Source organism: Candidatus Symbiopectobacterium sp. NZEC135 (assembly GCF_025962695.1).
The window spans coordinates 140373-157045 of record NZ_JAGFPF010000001.1; the positions used below are offsets into that span (position 1 = coordinate 140373).

At 46.8% G+C, this 16673-nt stretch carries 13 protein-coding genes; 5 read left to right on the forward strand and 8 right to left on the reverse strand.

Annotation, left to right across the window (positions count from 1 at the left end; genetic code table 11):
- Window positions 1–61: 61 nt before the first annotated feature.
- Together J5224_RS00585 and J5224_RS00590 are read right to left on the reverse strand one after the other, a co-directional pair.
- Window positions 62–1612 carry a sensor domain-containing diguanylate cyclase gene (locus J5224_RS00585; protein ID WP_264623499.1) on the reverse strand — a complete coding sequence of 517 codons (1551 nt, stop codon included), beginning with the start codon at window positions 1610–1612 and terminating at the stop codon, window positions 62–64.
- 237 nt (window positions 1613–1849) lie between these two features.
- The gene (locus J5224_RS00590) at window positions 1850–3064 is read right to left on the reverse strand and encodes an MFS transporter (protein ID WP_413544624.1); all 1215 of its coding nucleotides are present in this window, start codon (window positions 3062–3064) and stop codon (window positions 1850–1852) included.
- Window positions 3065–3164: 100 nt separating this feature from the next.
- Here J5224_RS00590 and J5224_RS00595 point away from each other — a divergent pair, with 100 nt between their 5' ends.
- Complete coding sequence (locus J5224_RS00595; protein WP_264623500.1) at window positions 3165–4109, forward strand: LysR family transcriptional regulator; 945 nt, start codon at window positions 3165–3167, stop codon at window positions 4107–4109.
- Here J5224_RS00595 and J5224_RS00600 read toward each other — a convergent pair.
- Both J5224_RS00600 and J5224_RS00605 read right to left on the reverse strand, forming a co-directional pair.
- Complete coding sequence (locus J5224_RS00600; protein WP_264623501.1) at window positions 4106–5035, reverse strand: dihydroorotate dehydrogenase; 930 nt, start codon at window positions 5033–5035, stop codon at window positions 4106–4108. The genes J5224_RS00595 and J5224_RS00600 overlap by 4 nt on opposite strands.
- Window positions 5032–5877 (reverse strand): dihydroorotate dehydrogenase electron transfer subunit, encoded by an 846-nt coding sequence (locus J5224_RS00605; RefSeq protein WP_264623502.1) that lies wholly within the window; start codon window positions 5875–5877, stop codon window positions 5032–5034. The genes J5224_RS00600 and J5224_RS00605 overlap by 4 nt, the downstream gene beginning before the upstream one ends.
- Before the next feature lie 249 nt (window positions 5878–6126).
- On the opposite strand from J5224_RS00605, the gene J5224_RS00610 reads away from it, so the two are divergent.
- Window positions 6127–7014 carry a helix-turn-helix domain-containing protein gene (locus tag J5224_RS00610; RefSeq protein WP_264623503.1) on the forward strand — a complete coding sequence of 296 codons (888 nt, stop codon included), beginning with the start codon at window positions 6127–6129 and terminating at the stop codon, window positions 7012–7014.
- Between the two features lie 23 nt (window positions 7015–7037).
- On the opposite strand, the gene J5224_RS00615 is transcribed toward J5224_RS00610, so the two are convergent.
- Window positions 7038–8279 carry a Zn-dependent hydrolase gene (locus J5224_RS00615; RefSeq protein ID WP_264623504.1) on the reverse strand — a complete coding sequence of 414 codons (1242 nt, stop codon included), beginning with the start codon at window positions 8277–8279 and terminating at the stop codon, window positions 7038–7040.
- Between the two features lie 353 nt (window positions 8280–8632).
- On the opposite strand from J5224_RS00615, the gene J5224_RS00620 reads away from it, so the two are divergent.
- Both J5224_RS00620 and J5224_RS00625 read left to right on the forward strand, forming a co-directional pair.
- Complete coding sequence (locus J5224_RS00620) at window positions 8633–8968, forward strand: hypothetical protein (RefSeq protein WP_264623505.1); 336 nt, start codon at window positions 8633–8635, stop codon at window positions 8966–8968.
- 660 nt (window positions 8969–9628) lie between these two features.
- Complete coding sequence (locus J5224_RS00625) at window positions 9629–10771, forward strand: MFS transporter (RefSeq protein ID WP_413544628.1); 1143 nt, start codon at window positions 9629–9631, stop codon at window positions 10769–10771.
- A gap of 52 nt (window positions 10772–10823) precedes the next feature.
- Here J5224_RS00625 and cybB read toward each other — a convergent pair whose 3' ends face one another.
- From cybB to J5224_RS00640, 3 genes are all read right to left on the reverse strand, one after another.
- Window positions 10824–11372: a cytochrome b561 gene (cybB, locus tag J5224_RS00630; RefSeq protein WP_264623507.1), complete on the reverse strand. Its 549-nt coding sequence runs from the start codon at window positions 11370–11372 to the stop codon at window positions 10824–10826.
- Between the two features lie 144 nt (window positions 11373–11516).
- A complete protein-coding gene (locus tag J5224_RS00635; protein ID WP_264623508.1) occupies window positions 11517–12107 on the reverse strand; it encodes a flavin reductase family protein in 591 nt (196 codons plus the stop codon).
- A 189-nt stretch (window positions 12108–12296) separates the two neighbouring features.
- Complete coding sequence (locus J5224_RS00640; RefSeq protein ID WP_264623509.1) at window positions 12297–12536, reverse strand: DinI family protein; 240 nt, start codon at window positions 12534–12536, stop codon at window positions 12297–12299.
- A 692-nt stretch (window positions 12537–13228) separates the two neighbouring features.
- Between J5224_RS00640 and J5224_RS00645 the strand changes: the two genes are divergently transcribed.
- Window positions 13229–16645: a hypothetical protein gene (locus tag J5224_RS00645; protein WP_264623510.1), complete on the forward strand. Its 3417-nt coding sequence runs from the start codon at window positions 13229–13231 to the stop codon at window positions 16643–16645.
- Window positions 16646–16673 lie beyond the last annotated feature (28 nt).

The window sequence follows — 16673 nt, forward strand, 5'->3', positions numbered from 1 at the left end:
GCGACGCGCGCTGTCAGGCACTGTATCAATATAAATTCGTCCGCATCTGACTGCTGTCGGCTTATTCTGTCGCAATTTCAACGCGATTTCTGCCGTTGTTCTTTGCCTGATACAACGCTTTATCAGCACGCATAATCACGCTCTCCGGTGCCTGAGTTGGTGTTGTTCCCACAAAAAGGTAAACGCCAGCGCTGGCGGTGACGACTTTTTCATCCAGCGTAGTGAATTCATGGGGGATGCGCTGGTGCCTGATGGCTTCCAGCGCCCGTTCAGCAAACGCCACAGCACCTTCTTCCGTCACATCCATCAGAATGATGACAAACTCTTCACCACCATAGCGTGCGATTAAATCCTCTTTGCGGCGCGGCATACTGCTCAACGCATGGCTCACGGTTTGCAGGCACTTGTCGCCTTCAACGTGACCATAATGGTCGTTGTATTTCTTGAACATATCGACATCGAGCATGATGAGCGCAATCCGCTTGCCGGAAAGGGCGGATTGCGCGATGGTTTCACGCAGGAAAATATCAAACTGTCGTCGGTTCGCCAGACCTGTGAGACCATCGAGCAACGCCAGCGTCTCCAGCGTATGATTCATGGCGGTAAGCTGATCGCGCACCTTGGTCAGATCGGTCTGGTTTTTTTCGTTGATCTTGATCTGCTTAAGTACCATAACGCCCATGCTGCTCATGATGAGCAGTAAGGTCAATGCGATAGCGGTATAAATGGTGGAATCGACTTTCCAATTGGAAAACACCTGGTTTTTGTTGTAACCCGCGGCAATTACAATCGGATAGCGTTTTAGTCGGTTATAACCATAGATGCGCTCAATGTGGTCAACGGCGGAATAGAAGGTGGCTGTGCCGCTGGTCGATGACTTCAAATACTCCACAAACAGCGGGCTTTTTGATACGTCCCGATTAATTTGCGAATCATCAAAAGGGCGACCATACAGGATATGTCCGTCAGACAGTAAGATGGCTAATACGTCAGTGTCTCCCATCGAATAATAGCCATAATAGAGTTTAAAATAATTGAGTGAAATGGTGGCGAGCAGCACGCCAGCAAAGCTGCCATCCTGGTTATTCAAACGCATGGAAACCGGAATAATCAGATCGTCCGTGGTACGGCTACGTATGACATTACCAATATATAAACCGCTATTTGGATTGTTGTGATGATATTCGAAATATTCACGATCTGAGTTGTTGGCATTTTTAGGTGTGTAATCCGCGGCATTTGCCAGCCAGTGTCCTGACGCGTCATAGATAAAGATGCCGTTCAACTGCGGCAGGGTAGATTTACGGTTTTTCAGCGTTTGTTGCAGACGAGGAAGTTGCGACCCGCTAAACCCATCTTGTTCAATGCGTTCATTGAGATCCTGGAGCAGCAACTCAACTTGTAAGAAGGTGTCTTCTGCATGGCGTGAAAGCGAAAGCGATAAGTTATCCACCTGCTTTTCGATGGCCTCAAGGGTGCGTTGATAGGAATTAAACACCACCCATCCATTAAGCATTACGACCGCCAGAATGATAAACAGGATAAACCCTGCCATCAGGTTTTGCAGAGAGGTTGATGAGCGATGTTCTGCCGACTGTGCGCGTGTATTCATGTGATGGTGTCCCTTGTCCCCCATGCTGACAGGTACGCCTTACTTACCCATGTCAGTATTAATCCTGAAAAAAAATCTCCCTGCCGGTCTGGAATGCAGCGTGATGCTGACGGTATTTATGGGTGGCACGGGAAAATACAGGAAGCGAATACACTAAGTGTAGCTGTGTTATTAAAAAGCGAATCTTAACGGTTGTTTTTTAATAATGGGCGGCACGGTTTGCCGCCCGAAGGGGCGTTAAGCGGGATTTTTTTCTGAGCGCAGTCTGACAATTAGGCACGCGACGCTGGCGAGTGTGGCAAGCAAGGTAACACCCGGCCAACCGGCTATCGACATCGCTTTGGCACCCAATGCCGATCCTGATGCCATGCCAATAAATACGCCGGTAAACAGCAGGGCGTTGAGTCTGCCACGTGCCTGAGCGTTCAAGCTGTAAACCAGCGTCTGGTGTGAAACCAATGCGGACTGCAATCCCAGGTCAAAACCGACGGCGGAAAGCGCAATCAAGGCCAACTGACCGTGCTGCGGCAACGTGGGCAACAGAAACAGGGCAGCAAAAGAGAGGGCCGAGAGCGCTGCGCCGAGCTGAGTGACTTTTGCTGCGCCAAAACGATCCGAAAGACTGCCAGAGAGCGGGGCGGCCAGTGCTCCGGCTGCACCCGCCAGACCGAAGGTGCCGGCGACGGCGCTACCCAACTGGTAATGCTGTTCCAGCATTACCGCCAGCGTCGACCAGAATGCGCTAAAACCGACAGAAAGTAACCCTTGCGCCAGCGCCGCACGGCGCAGTGCCGGATAGCTGCGCCACAGTTGCAGCATTGAGCGCAATAAACCCGGGTAGCTCAAGGTTGAGTGCTGAGCAAACGCAGGCAGAATACGCCACAGGGCGATACCGATAATCGCGATACTGAGAGCGGCTAACTGGTACATGGCGCGCCAGCCGATGTACTCACCCACCACGCCGCTCACGGTGCGAGACAACAGTATACCGATCAACAAACCGGTCATCACGGTACCGACATTTTTTCCCTGTTTTCCCGCCGGGGCCAAAATGGCTGCAACGGGAACAATATCCTGCGCCAGGGTGGCGGCCATCCCGAGCAGCAGGCTGGACAGCCACAGTGCGGTGGAGCCTGTCACCTGGCTGCACAGCCAGAGCATGGCGGTCAATGCGGCGCTTTTAACGGCGATGATCTTACGCCGATCGTAGCGATCGCCGAGCGGTAATAACAGCAGGATGCCGAGCGCATAGCCAATTTGCGTTAACGTGGGCACCAGCCCCATGCCGTCAAGTGACAGCTGTAAGTCATGGCCTATCTGCGGCAGAATCGGTTGAACATAGTAGATTGATGCCACGCTGAACCCTGCGCCAATGGCAAGGATGAGCGTCATGAGACCGGAAAGGGTCGGCTGTGCGACGCTTTCGCGCTCGGTGTTTGAAATGATCGACATGTAAATTTCCCCGTTGTGCTGTCGTGTTGAGGCGTATTGTTCAGTAATGTGGCATCGCGTTGTAGCCGGATAAGTGGTAAAACAGTTATACGTATGGCGTATGAGTGATGGCATAGTGAGCAACATAGACCGTATAGAATTGATGCAGACGCTGACGCGCATTATCGAAAGTGGTTCTTTGTCGGCGGCGGCGCAGCAGATGGGAACGACTCAGGCGACAGTCAGTCGCCGTTTGCAAGCGTTGGAGCAGTTGCTGAATACCAAACTGCTGCTGCGAACCACCCATGCCATGAAGCTGACGGATGATGGTGAGCGCTGTTACCAACACGCCCGATCGCTGATCGCCGCCTGGGAAGCGCTAGAAGATGATTTGAAAGGCGCGGATGCTGAACCCACAGGCGTTCTTCGGGTGCGTGCTCCGCATGCCTTTGGTCAGGAGCAGCTTATTGCGCCGCTAACGCAGTTTCTTAATCAGTACGGGCAACTCTCTGTGGAGTGGATGCTGAACGATAAATCACCGGATTTTATCGCTGACAACATTGATTGCGCGATACACGTTGGGCCTGCCACCGATCCGGCAACGGTCGCCACGCGTTTGGCGGAGGTGCCACGTATCATCGTGGTTTCACCTACGCTGTTGGCGCAGGCGCAGAACGCTGTGGAAGGTATTGAGGCTTTGGCGGCATTGCCCTGGATCGCCATCAGGCAGTTTTATCACTACGATGTGACCTTATCTCACAGTGAAACCGGGCAGAACGTGCATTTTCCCATTGTTCCTCGGCTCACGTCAGACAGTCTGTATGCCGCGCGTCAGGCTGCATTGAGCAGCATTGGCGCTGTTATTATTTCGGCCTGGCTGGTGGAGGATGATATCCGCACGGGGCGGCTGATCCATGTGTTACCGCAGTGGCAAGCCTCACCCCTGCCGGTTTTTTTGCTTTACCCTTATGCCAATTACTACCCCGCACGGCTGCGCAAATTTTTGGCGTTAATGCGCGATGCCATGCCGGGGTTAGTGGGAATGCGCAAACCCGAATCCCGTTAGTGTGAATTGGCTAGCAGAGGAGCATCATCCAACGCGCCTGTCAGTTCGCTGATATGGCGAATACCCTGTTGTTGACAATAGTGGTGCAGGTCATCGAGCAGCGTTGTCATGGTCTGCGGTTGGATAAACGTAGCAGTGCCGACCTGAACGGCGCTTGCGCCTGCCAGCAGGTAGGCGACAGCATCCTCTGCGTTGGAAATACCGCCGCAGCCGATGATAGGAATGGAAATATGTTTGTGGCACTGGTAGACCATGCGTAGCATGATGGGTTTGATGGCCGGGCCTGACAGCCCGCCCATGATATTGCCCAGCCGAGGTCGCCGGCTGTGGATATCAATGCTCATGCCCAACAGCGTGTTACCCACCACGACCGCGTCCCCCCCTTCATGTTCTACTGCCTGTGCCACCGCGGCGACATCCGAAGTATTCGGCGTCAGCTTGGCCCAGAGCGGAAGGGGGGTTGCCTGACGCAACGCTTTGATAACACGCGCGGTTGCCACCGGTTCAATGGCGAAAGCGCGGCCGTCTTCTTCAATGTTGGGGCAGGAGATATTGGCCTCAATCGCGGCAATGCCCGGCACCTCGCTCAGGCGTGCTGCCAGCGTGGCAAATTCCTGCGCGGTGGGTGCAGAGATGCTGGCGATCAGCGGTGGCGCATAGCGCCGATAAAACGGCAGCGTATGTTCAATAAAATCCTCCACGCCTTTACTGGGAATACCAATGGCGTTGAGCATAGCCGAATCTAGCTCACAGACACGTGGCAGCGGGTTGCCGCTACGCGGATGAAGCGTGAAGGTCTTGGTAACGAACGCACCAAGGCGATTAAAATCAATTACGTCGGCTAATCCCTCGGCAAACGTGCCTGAAGCGGGCATCACCGGATTTGCCAGGTGCAATCCATTAATATCGACGCTGAAATCCGTCATAACACCACCTCATGCAGCGGAAATACCGGGCCGTCGTAGCAGACGCGTTTATCGGTGAGCGCCTGACTCTCTTTATCGCGCATGGGACGAACGCAGCAGTAGCACATACCCAAACCGCATGCCATCTGCTGCTCCAGTGCCGCTTCGCCACTGAAGCCCAACTCCTGTGAGAGCCGCTGCAAAAGTTGAATCACTCGGGATGAACCACAGGTATAGACGGCATCGATCGGGCACTGCTGGTGCACGGCGCGAATGCGCTGCTCAACCTGTACCATGGCGCTGGAGCCATCGCTGTCGGTCACTTCGATAACATCGGCACCGCTGGTGAGAAAACGCTGTTGTGACATCAAGTGCTCGCGATCGCGCGCACTCAATAGGGCGGTAACCTTAACATTATGTGCTGCCGCGTGCTCAGCCAACGGAGCCAGTGTTGCCAACCCCACACCGCGTCCAGCGACCAAAATATGGCGATGGCCCGGTTGCAGCGTGAAGCCATTGCCCAGCGGCCCGAGTACATTTACCGCATCCTGTGGGCGCAGCGTTGACAAGGCGCGCGTGCCGGCACCGACCACTTTATACAGAAAATCCACATAGCCCTGCTCTGCATTGGCAAACCAGGTGCTCATCGGGCGGCGGAAAAACGGTTTGTCCTGTTCCGTTTGCGGGCATTGCAGGTTGAAGAATTGGCCCGGCTTCACCTGTGCCGCGAGCGCATCGACACGCACGCGCAGATGTTTATACTCATCATTGACCCATTCATTACTCAGCACGCTGGCCGCGTTTTCGCGCGCAGTACTTGCTCTATGGGTACAGGCACGCGCGGCATCGTCACGCATTGTCATAAAAACTCCGTTGATCGTCGTAATAAAAATTTCCCTGGCGCGGCGTAAAAAGAGGAACCCATCCGCGCATAATGTTTTCGCCCTGGTGTGGCGTTGTATTTTTTAGCTAAAGCTGGACCCGCCATACTTCAAGCTGCCTGCAACTCGAATTATTTAGGGTATTCAATGACCCGTCATCGCCGATGGCTGCATTTGTCAGTCAGAACCGTTGATGATAAAATAATGCAAATTATTCAGTGGCCTGGACCCATGAATCTCACGTCGATCGATTATTTGGCTATCGGGCAACGGTTGCGTGCATACCGAATTGCCGCATCGCTCAATGCTGAACAGATTGCTGCCGAACTGGGTATATCGCGTGCGGCGGTATACCGTCTGGAAAAAGGCGAAATAAAAAAGATCGAAACCCTGGAGCGTCTGGCGCAGTGCCTGAATACCACTGTTGAGACGTTGCTGGGCGTGGGCATGGAGTATTATCCCCATGCCAGCGGCTTCTTTGAGAGAATGCGCCAACTCGAAGAGGGCTCTACGCGTATTTATTCTCATTTTGAACCGTTCTCCTACCTGCTGACCTCAGAAAAATACGATGCCTACCTGCAACAAATGTTGTTAGAAACCGACAGCACGACGGAACAGGGCGACAAACTTGACGCGAAGTCATTACAAACATTGGCTATCCTTTCGGAACGTAAATCCCACCTGAATAGCCATTTGCCGAAAATCCATAACCTGATCGGTATTCAGCACATCGAGAAATTTATCCATCTCGGGCTGGTAGGCTCCTTGAATATTTCACCCAGTACGCGCATGGAGCGTGTGCTGGCTGCGCGTCAGGAAGTGAAATACCTGCTCCACTTATTGGAAGAGAAAAAGGATATTGTTCAGGTTGCCATCACCAAACAAACCATCCCTTCTTCTACCTTCCAGATTTTCTATAACGACAGCGAAGCGCTTTCAGTGGCCTCCAGTCCCTTCCGCTTAGGGGAACTCCCCAACATCAGCGCCGGTGTGGCGTGGGTTTCCTCATCAAAAGAGGCGATTCACCACCACCAATCCTTGTTTGATGCGCTGTGGGAAAATGCCGCTAAAGGGGACGATGCCCTGCGTTTGTTACGTGAAACCCTCGAACGCTACTGATGGCATGCTCTGTTGCTTGTGCTTTAGTCGTTGGCTAACCGCGCCAGCGTGTTTTTCAATACCGTGGCGGCCAGTGCGATATCTTGCGGCGCCGTGTATTCCGCCGGATGGTGGCTGATGCCTTCACGAGAAGGCACAAACAGCATCGCCGTGGGATAGCGGCTGGCCATGTACATCGCATCGTGCCCGGCACCGCTGGCCATGCGCATGCTGGTAATCCCCTCAAGTGCTGCGCTCTCTTCCAGCAAACGGCAAATCGATGTATCCAGCAGCGTAGGGATTTCTGCGGCCAGCGACTCCAGCGCAATCTGCACATCGTTCTCTTTCGCTACTTTGCTGACGGAATCGGCCAGACGGTCCGCCACCCGTTGAATGCTGTTTTTATCGATGCCACGAATATCCACGTAAAACTTTACCAGACCGGGGATCACGTTCATCGCATTGGGCGATACGTCCAGCTTGCCAACGGTGCCAACCGTGCCATAGACCATCTCTTTGCAAGCCGCATGGTGCACGTCTTCAATGATCATGGCGCTGGCGACCAGAGCGTCATGGCGCTGGTACATCGGTGTGGCACCAGAATGGTCGGCAAGACCGGTTACCGTCACGCGAAAGCGCGTCGGTGCCGCAATACCTTCAACAATGCCGAGGGTTTTCCCTTCGTTTTCAAGCCGCCGTCCTTGCTCAATATGCAGTTCGATAAAGGCATCGTAGCGTGCGGGCGCAAGCTCGCAGTTGGCGAGTGTATTCTCGGCGTAACCTGCTGCGTTCAGCGCTTGAAATACTGTTAATCCTTGATCGTCCGTGTTTTTCATCCACGCACTGCGATCGATGTGTCCGGTCAGCACTTTGCTGCCGATGCAGGAAAAACCAAACCGGCTCGACTCTTCGGCACGAAAGACCACCAGTTCCAGGTCACGTTTGAGTTCGCCGGGTTCGAATTGGGTCAGGGCATACAGGCCGGTGATAACCCCCAGCGTGCCATCGTATCCGCCCCCGCTTGGCACGGAGTCAATGTGTGAACCGGTACCAATTGCGGGAAGTGAGCTGTCATAACCGGGTAAACGCGCAAATATCGTACCCATAGCGTCCCGGTATACGCTAAGCCCCTGCGTTGCCAACTTATCGGCCAGATAACGATGGGCCGCCTCGTCTTCCCGGCTGAAGGCGAGGCGCGTAACGCCATCCTGACCTTGTGTAGTGGAAAATTGGCGTAATTCTTCCAGCAACACCGTGATGTCTTCTGTGGTGAAACGGGGCGGCATAGGGGCTCCTGATCCTCTGTACTGTCAGCGACTACCGGTTAACCATAAAGGCCAACCCGAGGGATAAACCTCAGCTGATGTTATGGTTTTTAGTGTTGCGCGTTTTTTTCATGCTCGTCAATATGATTGTCTAAAAATTTAGACAAAAATCGAAATGTGATAATAAGTGGCTTAGCAGTGGTCTGTTTTTAAAAAAATATTTGTTTTTAATAATAAGAAAAAACGATGGCTGGTATTCATTTGTGTCAATTTTTAGATAGTGATTGCCGAACACAGTTGACAAGTTGCGGTATTCGTTTTAGAAAAGGTAGCTTCCCGATGTGGTTGACTAACCGCGACTAAAGGTGGCAGTGATGGATTTTACGACGGTATATCATGCATTTACTCAGAGTCTGGATGGCACGGATAGCTATGTTGTCTTGCGCCGCGATTTGGACAGCCTGATGGGGAGCGATCCCGATAATGCGGTTTCCTATTACGTTTTGCGTGGTCTGGCAGATAGCTACGTGACGTTGTATGCCGATCAGGCGGTTAGCCCTGATTTCGCGCATCAGGCAAAAACGGAAATGATTCGGCTGCTTGATATCGTAAAACCGGCATTGGCAGACAAAACCACATCGGTGGCCGTACGCTATCAAGCGATCAACGCCTTGGTGACGAGCTACTCATCGGGGAAAAAACGGTTTTAGCGCGCGAGTAGTCCCTTGATATCCAGCGATGTAAGGGATTGCTCTGCCCATCATTCTTATCCTCCGCGTCAGGAGGATTTTTTTTTAACTATTGCTTGTTATTTTGTATCAAAAATAAAACAAACGAGTAAATTTTGCTGCTTTTCCCGTTTGTAGTAATAGTCGGAAAGTCAGTACATCGGTTTGCATGTCAGGCGTGATTTCTTTTTTTGCACTGATTTAGTGATAATATGGTGCGCTTGCATTATTTTGGTGCTGCCATTTACCTAAATGGGTGCACAACCCTTTTCGTTCAAATAGGCATTTCTTTGTTATCAGGGAATGGCTAAAAAATAATTAGTTATAAATCATGTAATTATTAATTTCGCTGCTCACGCTTGAGCGTTTTTGCGAAGTAAACGTTTGCGTGGTTGTTAGGTAAAAAAGTGGTATGACTATTGCTAGTCATGCTTGTATCAAAAATGATACTGGTGGCGTACAGGGGCAAGGGTAGCAATACCAGGCATGTAATTTCTTATTCTTATAACAATGATTCAGGAGAGCAGGATGGAATCAATTCCTTCACAAAGTGCACCCGCGTCAAGGCCGGGGAGCACGGAAAAAGAACACGTTGACAGCTACAGTTGGAAAGCATTAGCAGGGTCGGCAGTGGGCTACGCCATGGACGGATTTGATTTGCTGATTCTCGGCTTTATGCTGACGGCAATATCTGCGGATCTGAGTCTGACGTCGGGTCAGGCGGGATCGCTGGTCACCTGGACACTGATCGGTGCAGTGATCGGTGGTTTAATTTTTGGTGCCCTGAGCGATCGTTACGGCCGTATTCGTGTACTGACCTGGACCATTGTCCTGTTCGCCGTGTTTACCGGGCTGTGTGCTTTTGCGCAGGGCTACTGGGATTTGCTTATTTACCGGACGATTGCCGGTATCGGTCTGGGCGGTGAATTTGGTATCGGCATGGCGCTGGCGGCAGAAGCCTGGCCTGCCAAGCATCGCGCCCGCGCCTCTTCTTATGTTGCTCTGGGCTGGCAGGCTGGCGTATTAGGCGCCGCGCTGATCACCCCTGCGCTGCTGCCGCATATTGGCTGGCGTGGCATGTTTCTGGTGGGGATTCTTCCGGCATTTGTTGCCTGGTTTATCCGCCACCGCCTGCACGAGCCGGAAGTGTTTGTGCGTAAGACAGACAAGAAAGCTTCGACCTGGTCTTCTTTCAAACTGCTGATGAAAGATAAGGCGACCAGCAAAGTCAGTGCAGGGATCGTGGTGCTGACTTCAGTACAGAACTTCGGTTACTACGGCATTATGATTTGGATGCCAAGCTTTCTGTCCAAAACCCTGGGGTTCAATCTGACCAAATCAGCCATGTGGACCTCGGTAACCATTTTGGGCATGATTGCCGGTATTTGGGTGTTTGGGCAACTGGCAGATCGCATTGGCAGAAAACCTTCGTTTTTGCTGTTCCAGGTTGGTGCTGTGGTGATGGTTTTGACCTATTCTCAGTTGACCGACCCCATGACCATGCTCTGGGCTGGTGCGCTGCTCGGGGTGTTTGTTAACGGCATGATGGGCGGCTATGGTGCCGTGATGTCCGAGGCTTATCCGACCAATGCCCGTGCGACCGCGCAGAACGTGCTGTTCAACGTTGGCCGCGCCGTTGGTGGCTTTGGCCCCGTGGTGATTGGTGCTGTTGCCAGCGCCTACTCCTTCCAGATGGCGATCGCGCTACTTGCCGCTATCTACGTGCTGGATATTCTGGCGACGCTGTTCCTGATCCCTGAATTGAAAGGGAAAGCGCTGGAATAACGTTTTCCCCGGTGAGCATTCAAGGCCAGAGCATATGCTCTGGCCTTTGCGTTTAGTGCGTTTGAGTGGTGTCGGATTTACCCGGCATCATGCGCAGCAACGTATTATCTCGCTGAACATAATGGTGAAACAGCGCTGCACCAGCATGCAGGGCAATCAGCACATAGCCCAGATTGGCGAGCGTTTCGTGAATGTCTTTCAGCAGGAACTGGGTATCCTCATTGGGCGTGACGAAAGGGGAGACCGTGAAACCCATGAGCGACCATTCATTGTCGCCATACGCCATCATGGCAATACCTAACAGCGGCAAGATCAGGAACGTGGCGTAAAGCACGATGTGTGTCAGCGTGGCGAGGTGATGCTGCCAGCGCGGCGGTGCGGGCACGATCGCTGGCGTGTTGTATTTGTGCTTGAGCCCTATTCGGATAAACATCAATACCCAAACGGCAATCCCGGCGTTGTAATGCAAGGTTTTCATTGCTGAAAATGCGAAGGAGGAGCGTGGAAACCAGCCACGCAATTCCATCGCCGCATACGTGAGCGCAATGAGCAGCAGCGTTACCCAATGCAGATGGATCTGTAATTTGGAAAATCGAGTCATTGTGACATATCCCATTGAATGTTATGGCTAGTCGGCAGTAAGAAACCGTAATATGAACAAGTATGGAGACTTACCGGAAATAACGCCACATCGTCAAGGGAGATTTAACATCTTTACGTCATGCCTCGTTCAACCGCCAGAAAATCAACTGCCATATTTAAAGTTAAAGCCAAATGCGTCTGTGGTTGTGTTGTATTCGCGGAATTTATAGATAAGCGGGTTCCATTGAGCCGTGTTGAGGGAGCCATCTTCATTCAACAGGTATTCATCGATCCAGACCTGTTTGATCGCCAATTCAACGAGAATAAAGGCTTCTTTCTCGATCACATCGACGGTTTTACATTCAGCCTGAATTGGGCAATCAGCAACACGGTCGGGAGAGACATACGTTGATGCTTCGAGAGTAAAACCGGCGGCATCTGCTTTATCTGTGCAAGAAGAAAACCCCTGGCTACGTTTACTGTCCGGTACAATTTCTCTTCCGGTCATACGTCCCAATTGCTCGATTTTAGACCACAGCTGATGCGGTGGGATATTGATCACCACATCTGAACCCGCCACGATATTGTCGTGGGTTTTATTGCTTTTGTTTACGCCAATCATCAGTGTGTTGCCTAAGGAAAAAGAGGCGGAGAGCGGCGCGATATTCAATTGTTGCGTGATGGGGTCGCGGGTTGATGCTAAAAATACAGGAAAACCGTAGTAAAACGATTTCAGGTTAACGCTTTTTTTCATTATCAATCACCTTAGTAGAACGTGGAGGGCGTAATGCCATCAGGCATTAGCCATTTCCGATACTACTGCCATCATTTCTACCAGAACAATGACCCAGAAGAGGGAGACAATACTCCTTTATTATCACTGCCTGAGCCAGTGTGGGATGTGGATATCGGTGTTCTCGCGTTTTCGGGAGTGATCACACGATCACTCTGCAACCAGCCATTCATCAGCATCATTGAACATTTCTTCAATAAGGCGATTGATGATGGCTTTATCCGATTTGCTGGCATCAGAATTTATCGCGTTCGCCTGCATGGCTTTTGTTCTGACATCAGCATCGGGAAAAATGCGGTGTATACGCTTAGCCAGCTCTTTTTCGATGAGTGCGTGGGCATTGCTAAGTCCGGTAACGTTGCGTTTGTCATAAACCAGTTCTATGAACATGAAAGGATCTCTACGTAACTGTTTTTATATACAGTATACCTAAACAGAATTCTTGAAAAGAGAAATTTATCAACACAATATGATTCTCGTCCGTAGTTTGGGGATGATGTCCTGTAAGATGATTCTCAAGGGAGTGGTTTTGCAATGCCCCCCATCACTGGATGGAGTAAACTTGCTGGGATTTACACCTTTTCGCTTCCCTGCGATTCTTATTATGCAGCGTATAACTATAGATATGCTTAAATAATCTATTCCGGGAAATATTTATACTTAGTATATTTACTGAAATTTAATGTGAGAGTAAATATAATTTTTTATGTCTTTACGTATAAAAATGCAGTGATAAATACGTATTTAATCGTAAAGTGATATATCTTAGCTGTCTTTATTTATATATTGAAATATCCCTTTAATAAAGGCGGGGGAAAGTATAAGGCTTTGATGATATTTTAGCGTGAAAAGCGCTCTGGATACTGTGGTTGCTAGGTGTTTCAAATAAATGATTCTTTTCATTCTTTTTTTAAATATATGAGTTCATTTCTTAGAGAGTGATTTTAAGCGTTATTGTGGATTGTCTATAGATGGACGCTATATCACAACATAGGATATGGAGACACTATTTAATGTTTTGTTGATTCTATCCCGTATTTATATTAATCCTTCATTTAATTTAAATATACATGAGGTCATGAATGCCAATAATATCCGATTGCAAATACTCTTATAATGATGTTTCCTCACGGAATTATATTTCAGATGATAGGCAAGGTAACGATAGCGTTTTATTACTTAATGAAGTAATAACTATAAATAATTCACAAGGCTTAGCTATCTGCAATGAACATGTTTATATAAAGGAAGACGAAGGAATAAAAGTACTTAGCGAGTCTCTTTTGGGTAAAAAAAATTGTAAGTGCGGGTTGGATAAATCATCGCAGAGTTTCACCCTGAGTAGGGTAGTTGGTTTTATGGCTTCGTTGGTAGGTGTTATGTTTTTGGGTATGGCCGGGGGGCGTTTTTTTTATAAGAAAGATCAAGCATGTTTATCAATTAAAGACAATCTTGATTTATTTAACAGTACGGCAACGGATGATGTTATAAATGCAATGAATAACTCTAGAGATATATTTTTGCTGAGGTCATATAAGGATAGTAGTCCCTTTTCTACCACTGTATTTTGTAATAATGTGGATTTATCACAAGATCAATATTTAAAAGAAATGTTGATTATTGATAATCTATCATTGCCAGATATTAATAAGTTATACCAGATGGTATTGTCTGAAAATCATAAAAGAATATCAAGGTCAATAACCTCCTCGGCCGATCATAAAAGTGGTGTTTCTGAGATGATAAGTAATATTATAAATAATGATGATATTGACTGGAGGATAAGAGAGGAATTTAGCGGGGTCTATTCTAAAGCAATAAATTTCCCTGAAATAAGACAGACAATAGAAGGAGTAGAGAAAGATGTGAAGTTAATTTTAGCCTGCATCAGTTTAATGCTACGATATCTCCATGAAAATAAAATTAATAATTTAAACAATGGATCTTTTCTTTATGGGGCCGCTTTTATACATGAATTACTTCGTGAACTGGATAACGTTAATGCATCAGAGGTGGTTTTTATAGATAAAAGGTATAAACAATCTGTTCTTCTGATGATTAGAGATATTTATTCCAATAAAGATAATGAATCATATGATGAGTCTGTTGTTTTCAATAAAAAAGAGAATGAGAAATTATTAAAAGAAAATGATGCTTATTTTTATTCTTTTATAAGAAATGCTGTGCTTGATAAAAAGAGCGTAACCACCGTTCTTCCTGAGCCTGAAATAGATAATGTTAAAATAGTCAGTCTTACTTCATGTCAAATAGAAAGAGAAAATTTAACAACAGCTGATGTATTAAGAACCCTATCTAGGACTATTAAATCATCACTTCTTAACTTCATTGAAGAAACGCGCATTGTTTATGAATACAGTTTTAAGAATAATGGATGCCCAATCCCCCTTTCTGCTGAAACTAAAAGTATGATAGAAAAGGTGTCAGAGAGTTTAGATTCTCTTATGTCATTAGATGCCACTTATAATCGAAGCCGTGGAGTCTCATTGATTGCTGCCGCTGTTATGAATATGATTGCAGATGAGTTAGAAAACAAAGAACTCTCTTTGGATTCTGTCAGTGATGTTAATTGGAATATGGTGGGCTTGATAAAAGATCTTGTTTCTTCACTATCAACCAAGCAATTTAAGGATATTAATTCAGCGAGTAATAATGACGAAATAGAATTGATGGTTAAGAACTTGAAATATAAAGACAATACATTAACTATTAATATGGAAAACCCCAGAAATGTTGTTTCTGTTGAGGTTGGATATAATAATTTTGTTGATAAGGAAACAAAGAGGACTATATATTATGATTCGAGGAATTTTTGGTATATCAGTCGTGATGAAAGTTATACCGAGAATAGGCAGAATGTTTTAGAAAGTAAATACGGATTTAAATTACGTGGTTCAGATATATCAATTGTTAAAAATAGTTCCCCTGATTTATATGCTGATGGTACTTTTATTAGAACTAATGATATGACGTATGTCATTGTTAATGAAGGGTTGTATCATGTTTCAGAAATGTATGTAAGAGATGGTATATATCGTTATGTTGCCCATCGTGATAATATATACACCCCTGTGATCAATATAGGCGGTGCGTGGTATTTTGAAAGTAAAGATTCGATTAGTATAATTCATGAGGTCGTTGATTTTCTGAGTGGTAACGAAAAAATCAAATCAAAATTGATTAGTGATAATATTGTTCATGCCGATGTTACGCCCATTCAATTTTCAAAAAAAACACAGACTGATGCAAGTGGGAATAATTACTTAAAATCTGACAATAATTATTTTTTACTAAGGGATGGAGTGTGTTTTTCTGATTATATTGAGGGTGGGTATGATATTCTTCCGCTGAAATATAGTAACGGTAAATATCGTTTTGGTTATGATATATTTGGTAGTATGTATAATGCCTATAAAAAAGATCTCAGGGTGTTTTCAGATATTGGTGAAAGTGAAATATATTATCTTGATAGTTCTGTTATTAAAAAAATCCATGAGGGAAATTTGCTTGAAGAGGCAGGTGATTTTATCCATAAGGATGATTTAGAAACGAAATATACTCTTTCTTCTTCAAGAATAGAAGGTGCGATATCTATTTCGGACGATGATTTTATTGTTTTTAATAACAAGCTTATAAAAATTCGAAGTAATAATGATGATACCTTTTTATTAGGAGGAAAGAACAATATCAGAGCGTATAAAAACATTAAAAGCAATACCTATTATTATGTTTCAGATGAAAATAATGATAACTATCGGGCACAAAATTTCAAGATAAGGGATTATCATTGCATAGCTAAACGGCAGCTTTTTACGTTGTGTTCTGCCAAATTTTATGAATCAAAAGATATTACTACTCGTCTCAGCTCAAACGCTGAGCACGGTATTCACTTCGATAAGCCCAGTGATAACCTTGAACCTTATGCTGATGTTCATGGATTTTATAAAGATAAAAATAATGCAGAGGGGTTTTATTTTCAGTCTAGAAATGGAATCTTTTTTCATGCTCGGGAAGAGAAAAACGATGATAAAATGATTCCTACTTTTTTTAAAATTTATGGTAAAAAAGCAGATGATAGCATAGATAATAATTTATTGGTTTCTGATGTAAGCATCATTAAAGATTTTGATACTAAGGAATTAATCATTACTACTCCAGCAGAGGCAATGGAAATGGTGTTTCATCTGGATTCAAAGAAAGAGATGGCTCTTTCACACTGGAATAAAAGTCGGTTGTTACGTAAGCCTATAAATGTTAACTTTAAAGATTTAGAAAACATTCAAAACAAAATTAATGAAAATGAGGATTTGAATCTTGTAAAATCACTTTTTTCTCTTCATGGAAAAAAAGTAGTTTCTTCAAAAAAAATAGCGATTTTTTCATTGAAAAACAAAAAGCAAAAATTCTTAATAATCCAGACGATTATTTCTTTAACAGCATGCGTTCACTTGAAGAAAGCTCACAACAACCGTATATCATGAGCATATTCAATCATGCATTTGAAAAAAC

Bases quoted from the DNA above. Each gene is read 5' to 3' on its own strand.
- J5224_RS00640 (WP_264623509.1), bottom strand. From the start codon at position 12,536: ATGTTCATAGAACTGGTTTATGACAAACGCAACGTTACCGGACTTAGC.
- J5224_RS00625 (WP_413544628.1), top strand. From the start codon at position 9,629: ATGGACGGATTTGATTTGCTGATTCTCGGCTTTATGCTGACGGCAATA.
- cybB (WP_264623507.1), bottom strand. From the start codon at position 11,372: ATGACTCGATTTTCCAAATTACAGATCCATCTGCATTGGGTAACGCTG.
- J5224_RS00595 (WP_264623500.1), top strand. From the start codon at position 3,165: ATGAGTGATGGCATAGTGAGCAACATAGACCGTATAGAATTGATGCAG.
- J5224_RS00645 (WP_264623510.1), top strand. From the start codon at position 13,229: ATGCCAATAATATCCGATTGCAAATACTCTTATAATGATGTTTCCTCA.
- J5224_RS00620 (WP_264623505.1), top strand. From the start codon at position 8,633: ATGGATTTTACGACGGTATATCATGCATTTACTCAGAGTCTGGATGGC.
- J5224_RS00635 (WP_264623508.1), bottom strand. From the start codon at position 12,107: ATGAAAAAAAGCGTTAACCTGAAATCGTTTTACTACGGTTTTCCTGTA.
- J5224_RS00615 (WP_264623504.1), bottom strand. From the start codon at position 8,279: ATGCCGCCCCGTTTCACCACAGAAGACATCACGGTGTTGCTGGAAGAA.
- J5224_RS00605 (WP_264623502.1), bottom strand. From the start codon at position 5,877: ATGACAATGCGTGACGATGCCGCGCGTGCCTGTACCCATAGAGCAAGT.
- J5224_RS00590 (WP_413544624.1), bottom strand. From the start codon at position 3,064: ATGTCGATCATTTCAAACACCGAGCGCGAAAGCGTCGCACAGCCGACC.
- J5224_RS00600 (WP_264623501.1), bottom strand. From the start codon at position 5,035: ATGACGGATTTCAGCGTCGATATTAATGGATTGCACCTGGCAAATCCG.
- J5224_RS00610 (WP_264623503.1), top strand. From the start codon at position 6,127: ATGAATCTCACGTCGATCGATTATTTGGCTATCGGGCAACGGTTGCGT.
- J5224_RS00585 (WP_264623499.1), bottom strand. From the start codon at position 1,612: ATGAATACACGCGCACAGTCGGCAGAACATCGCTCATCAACCTCTCTG.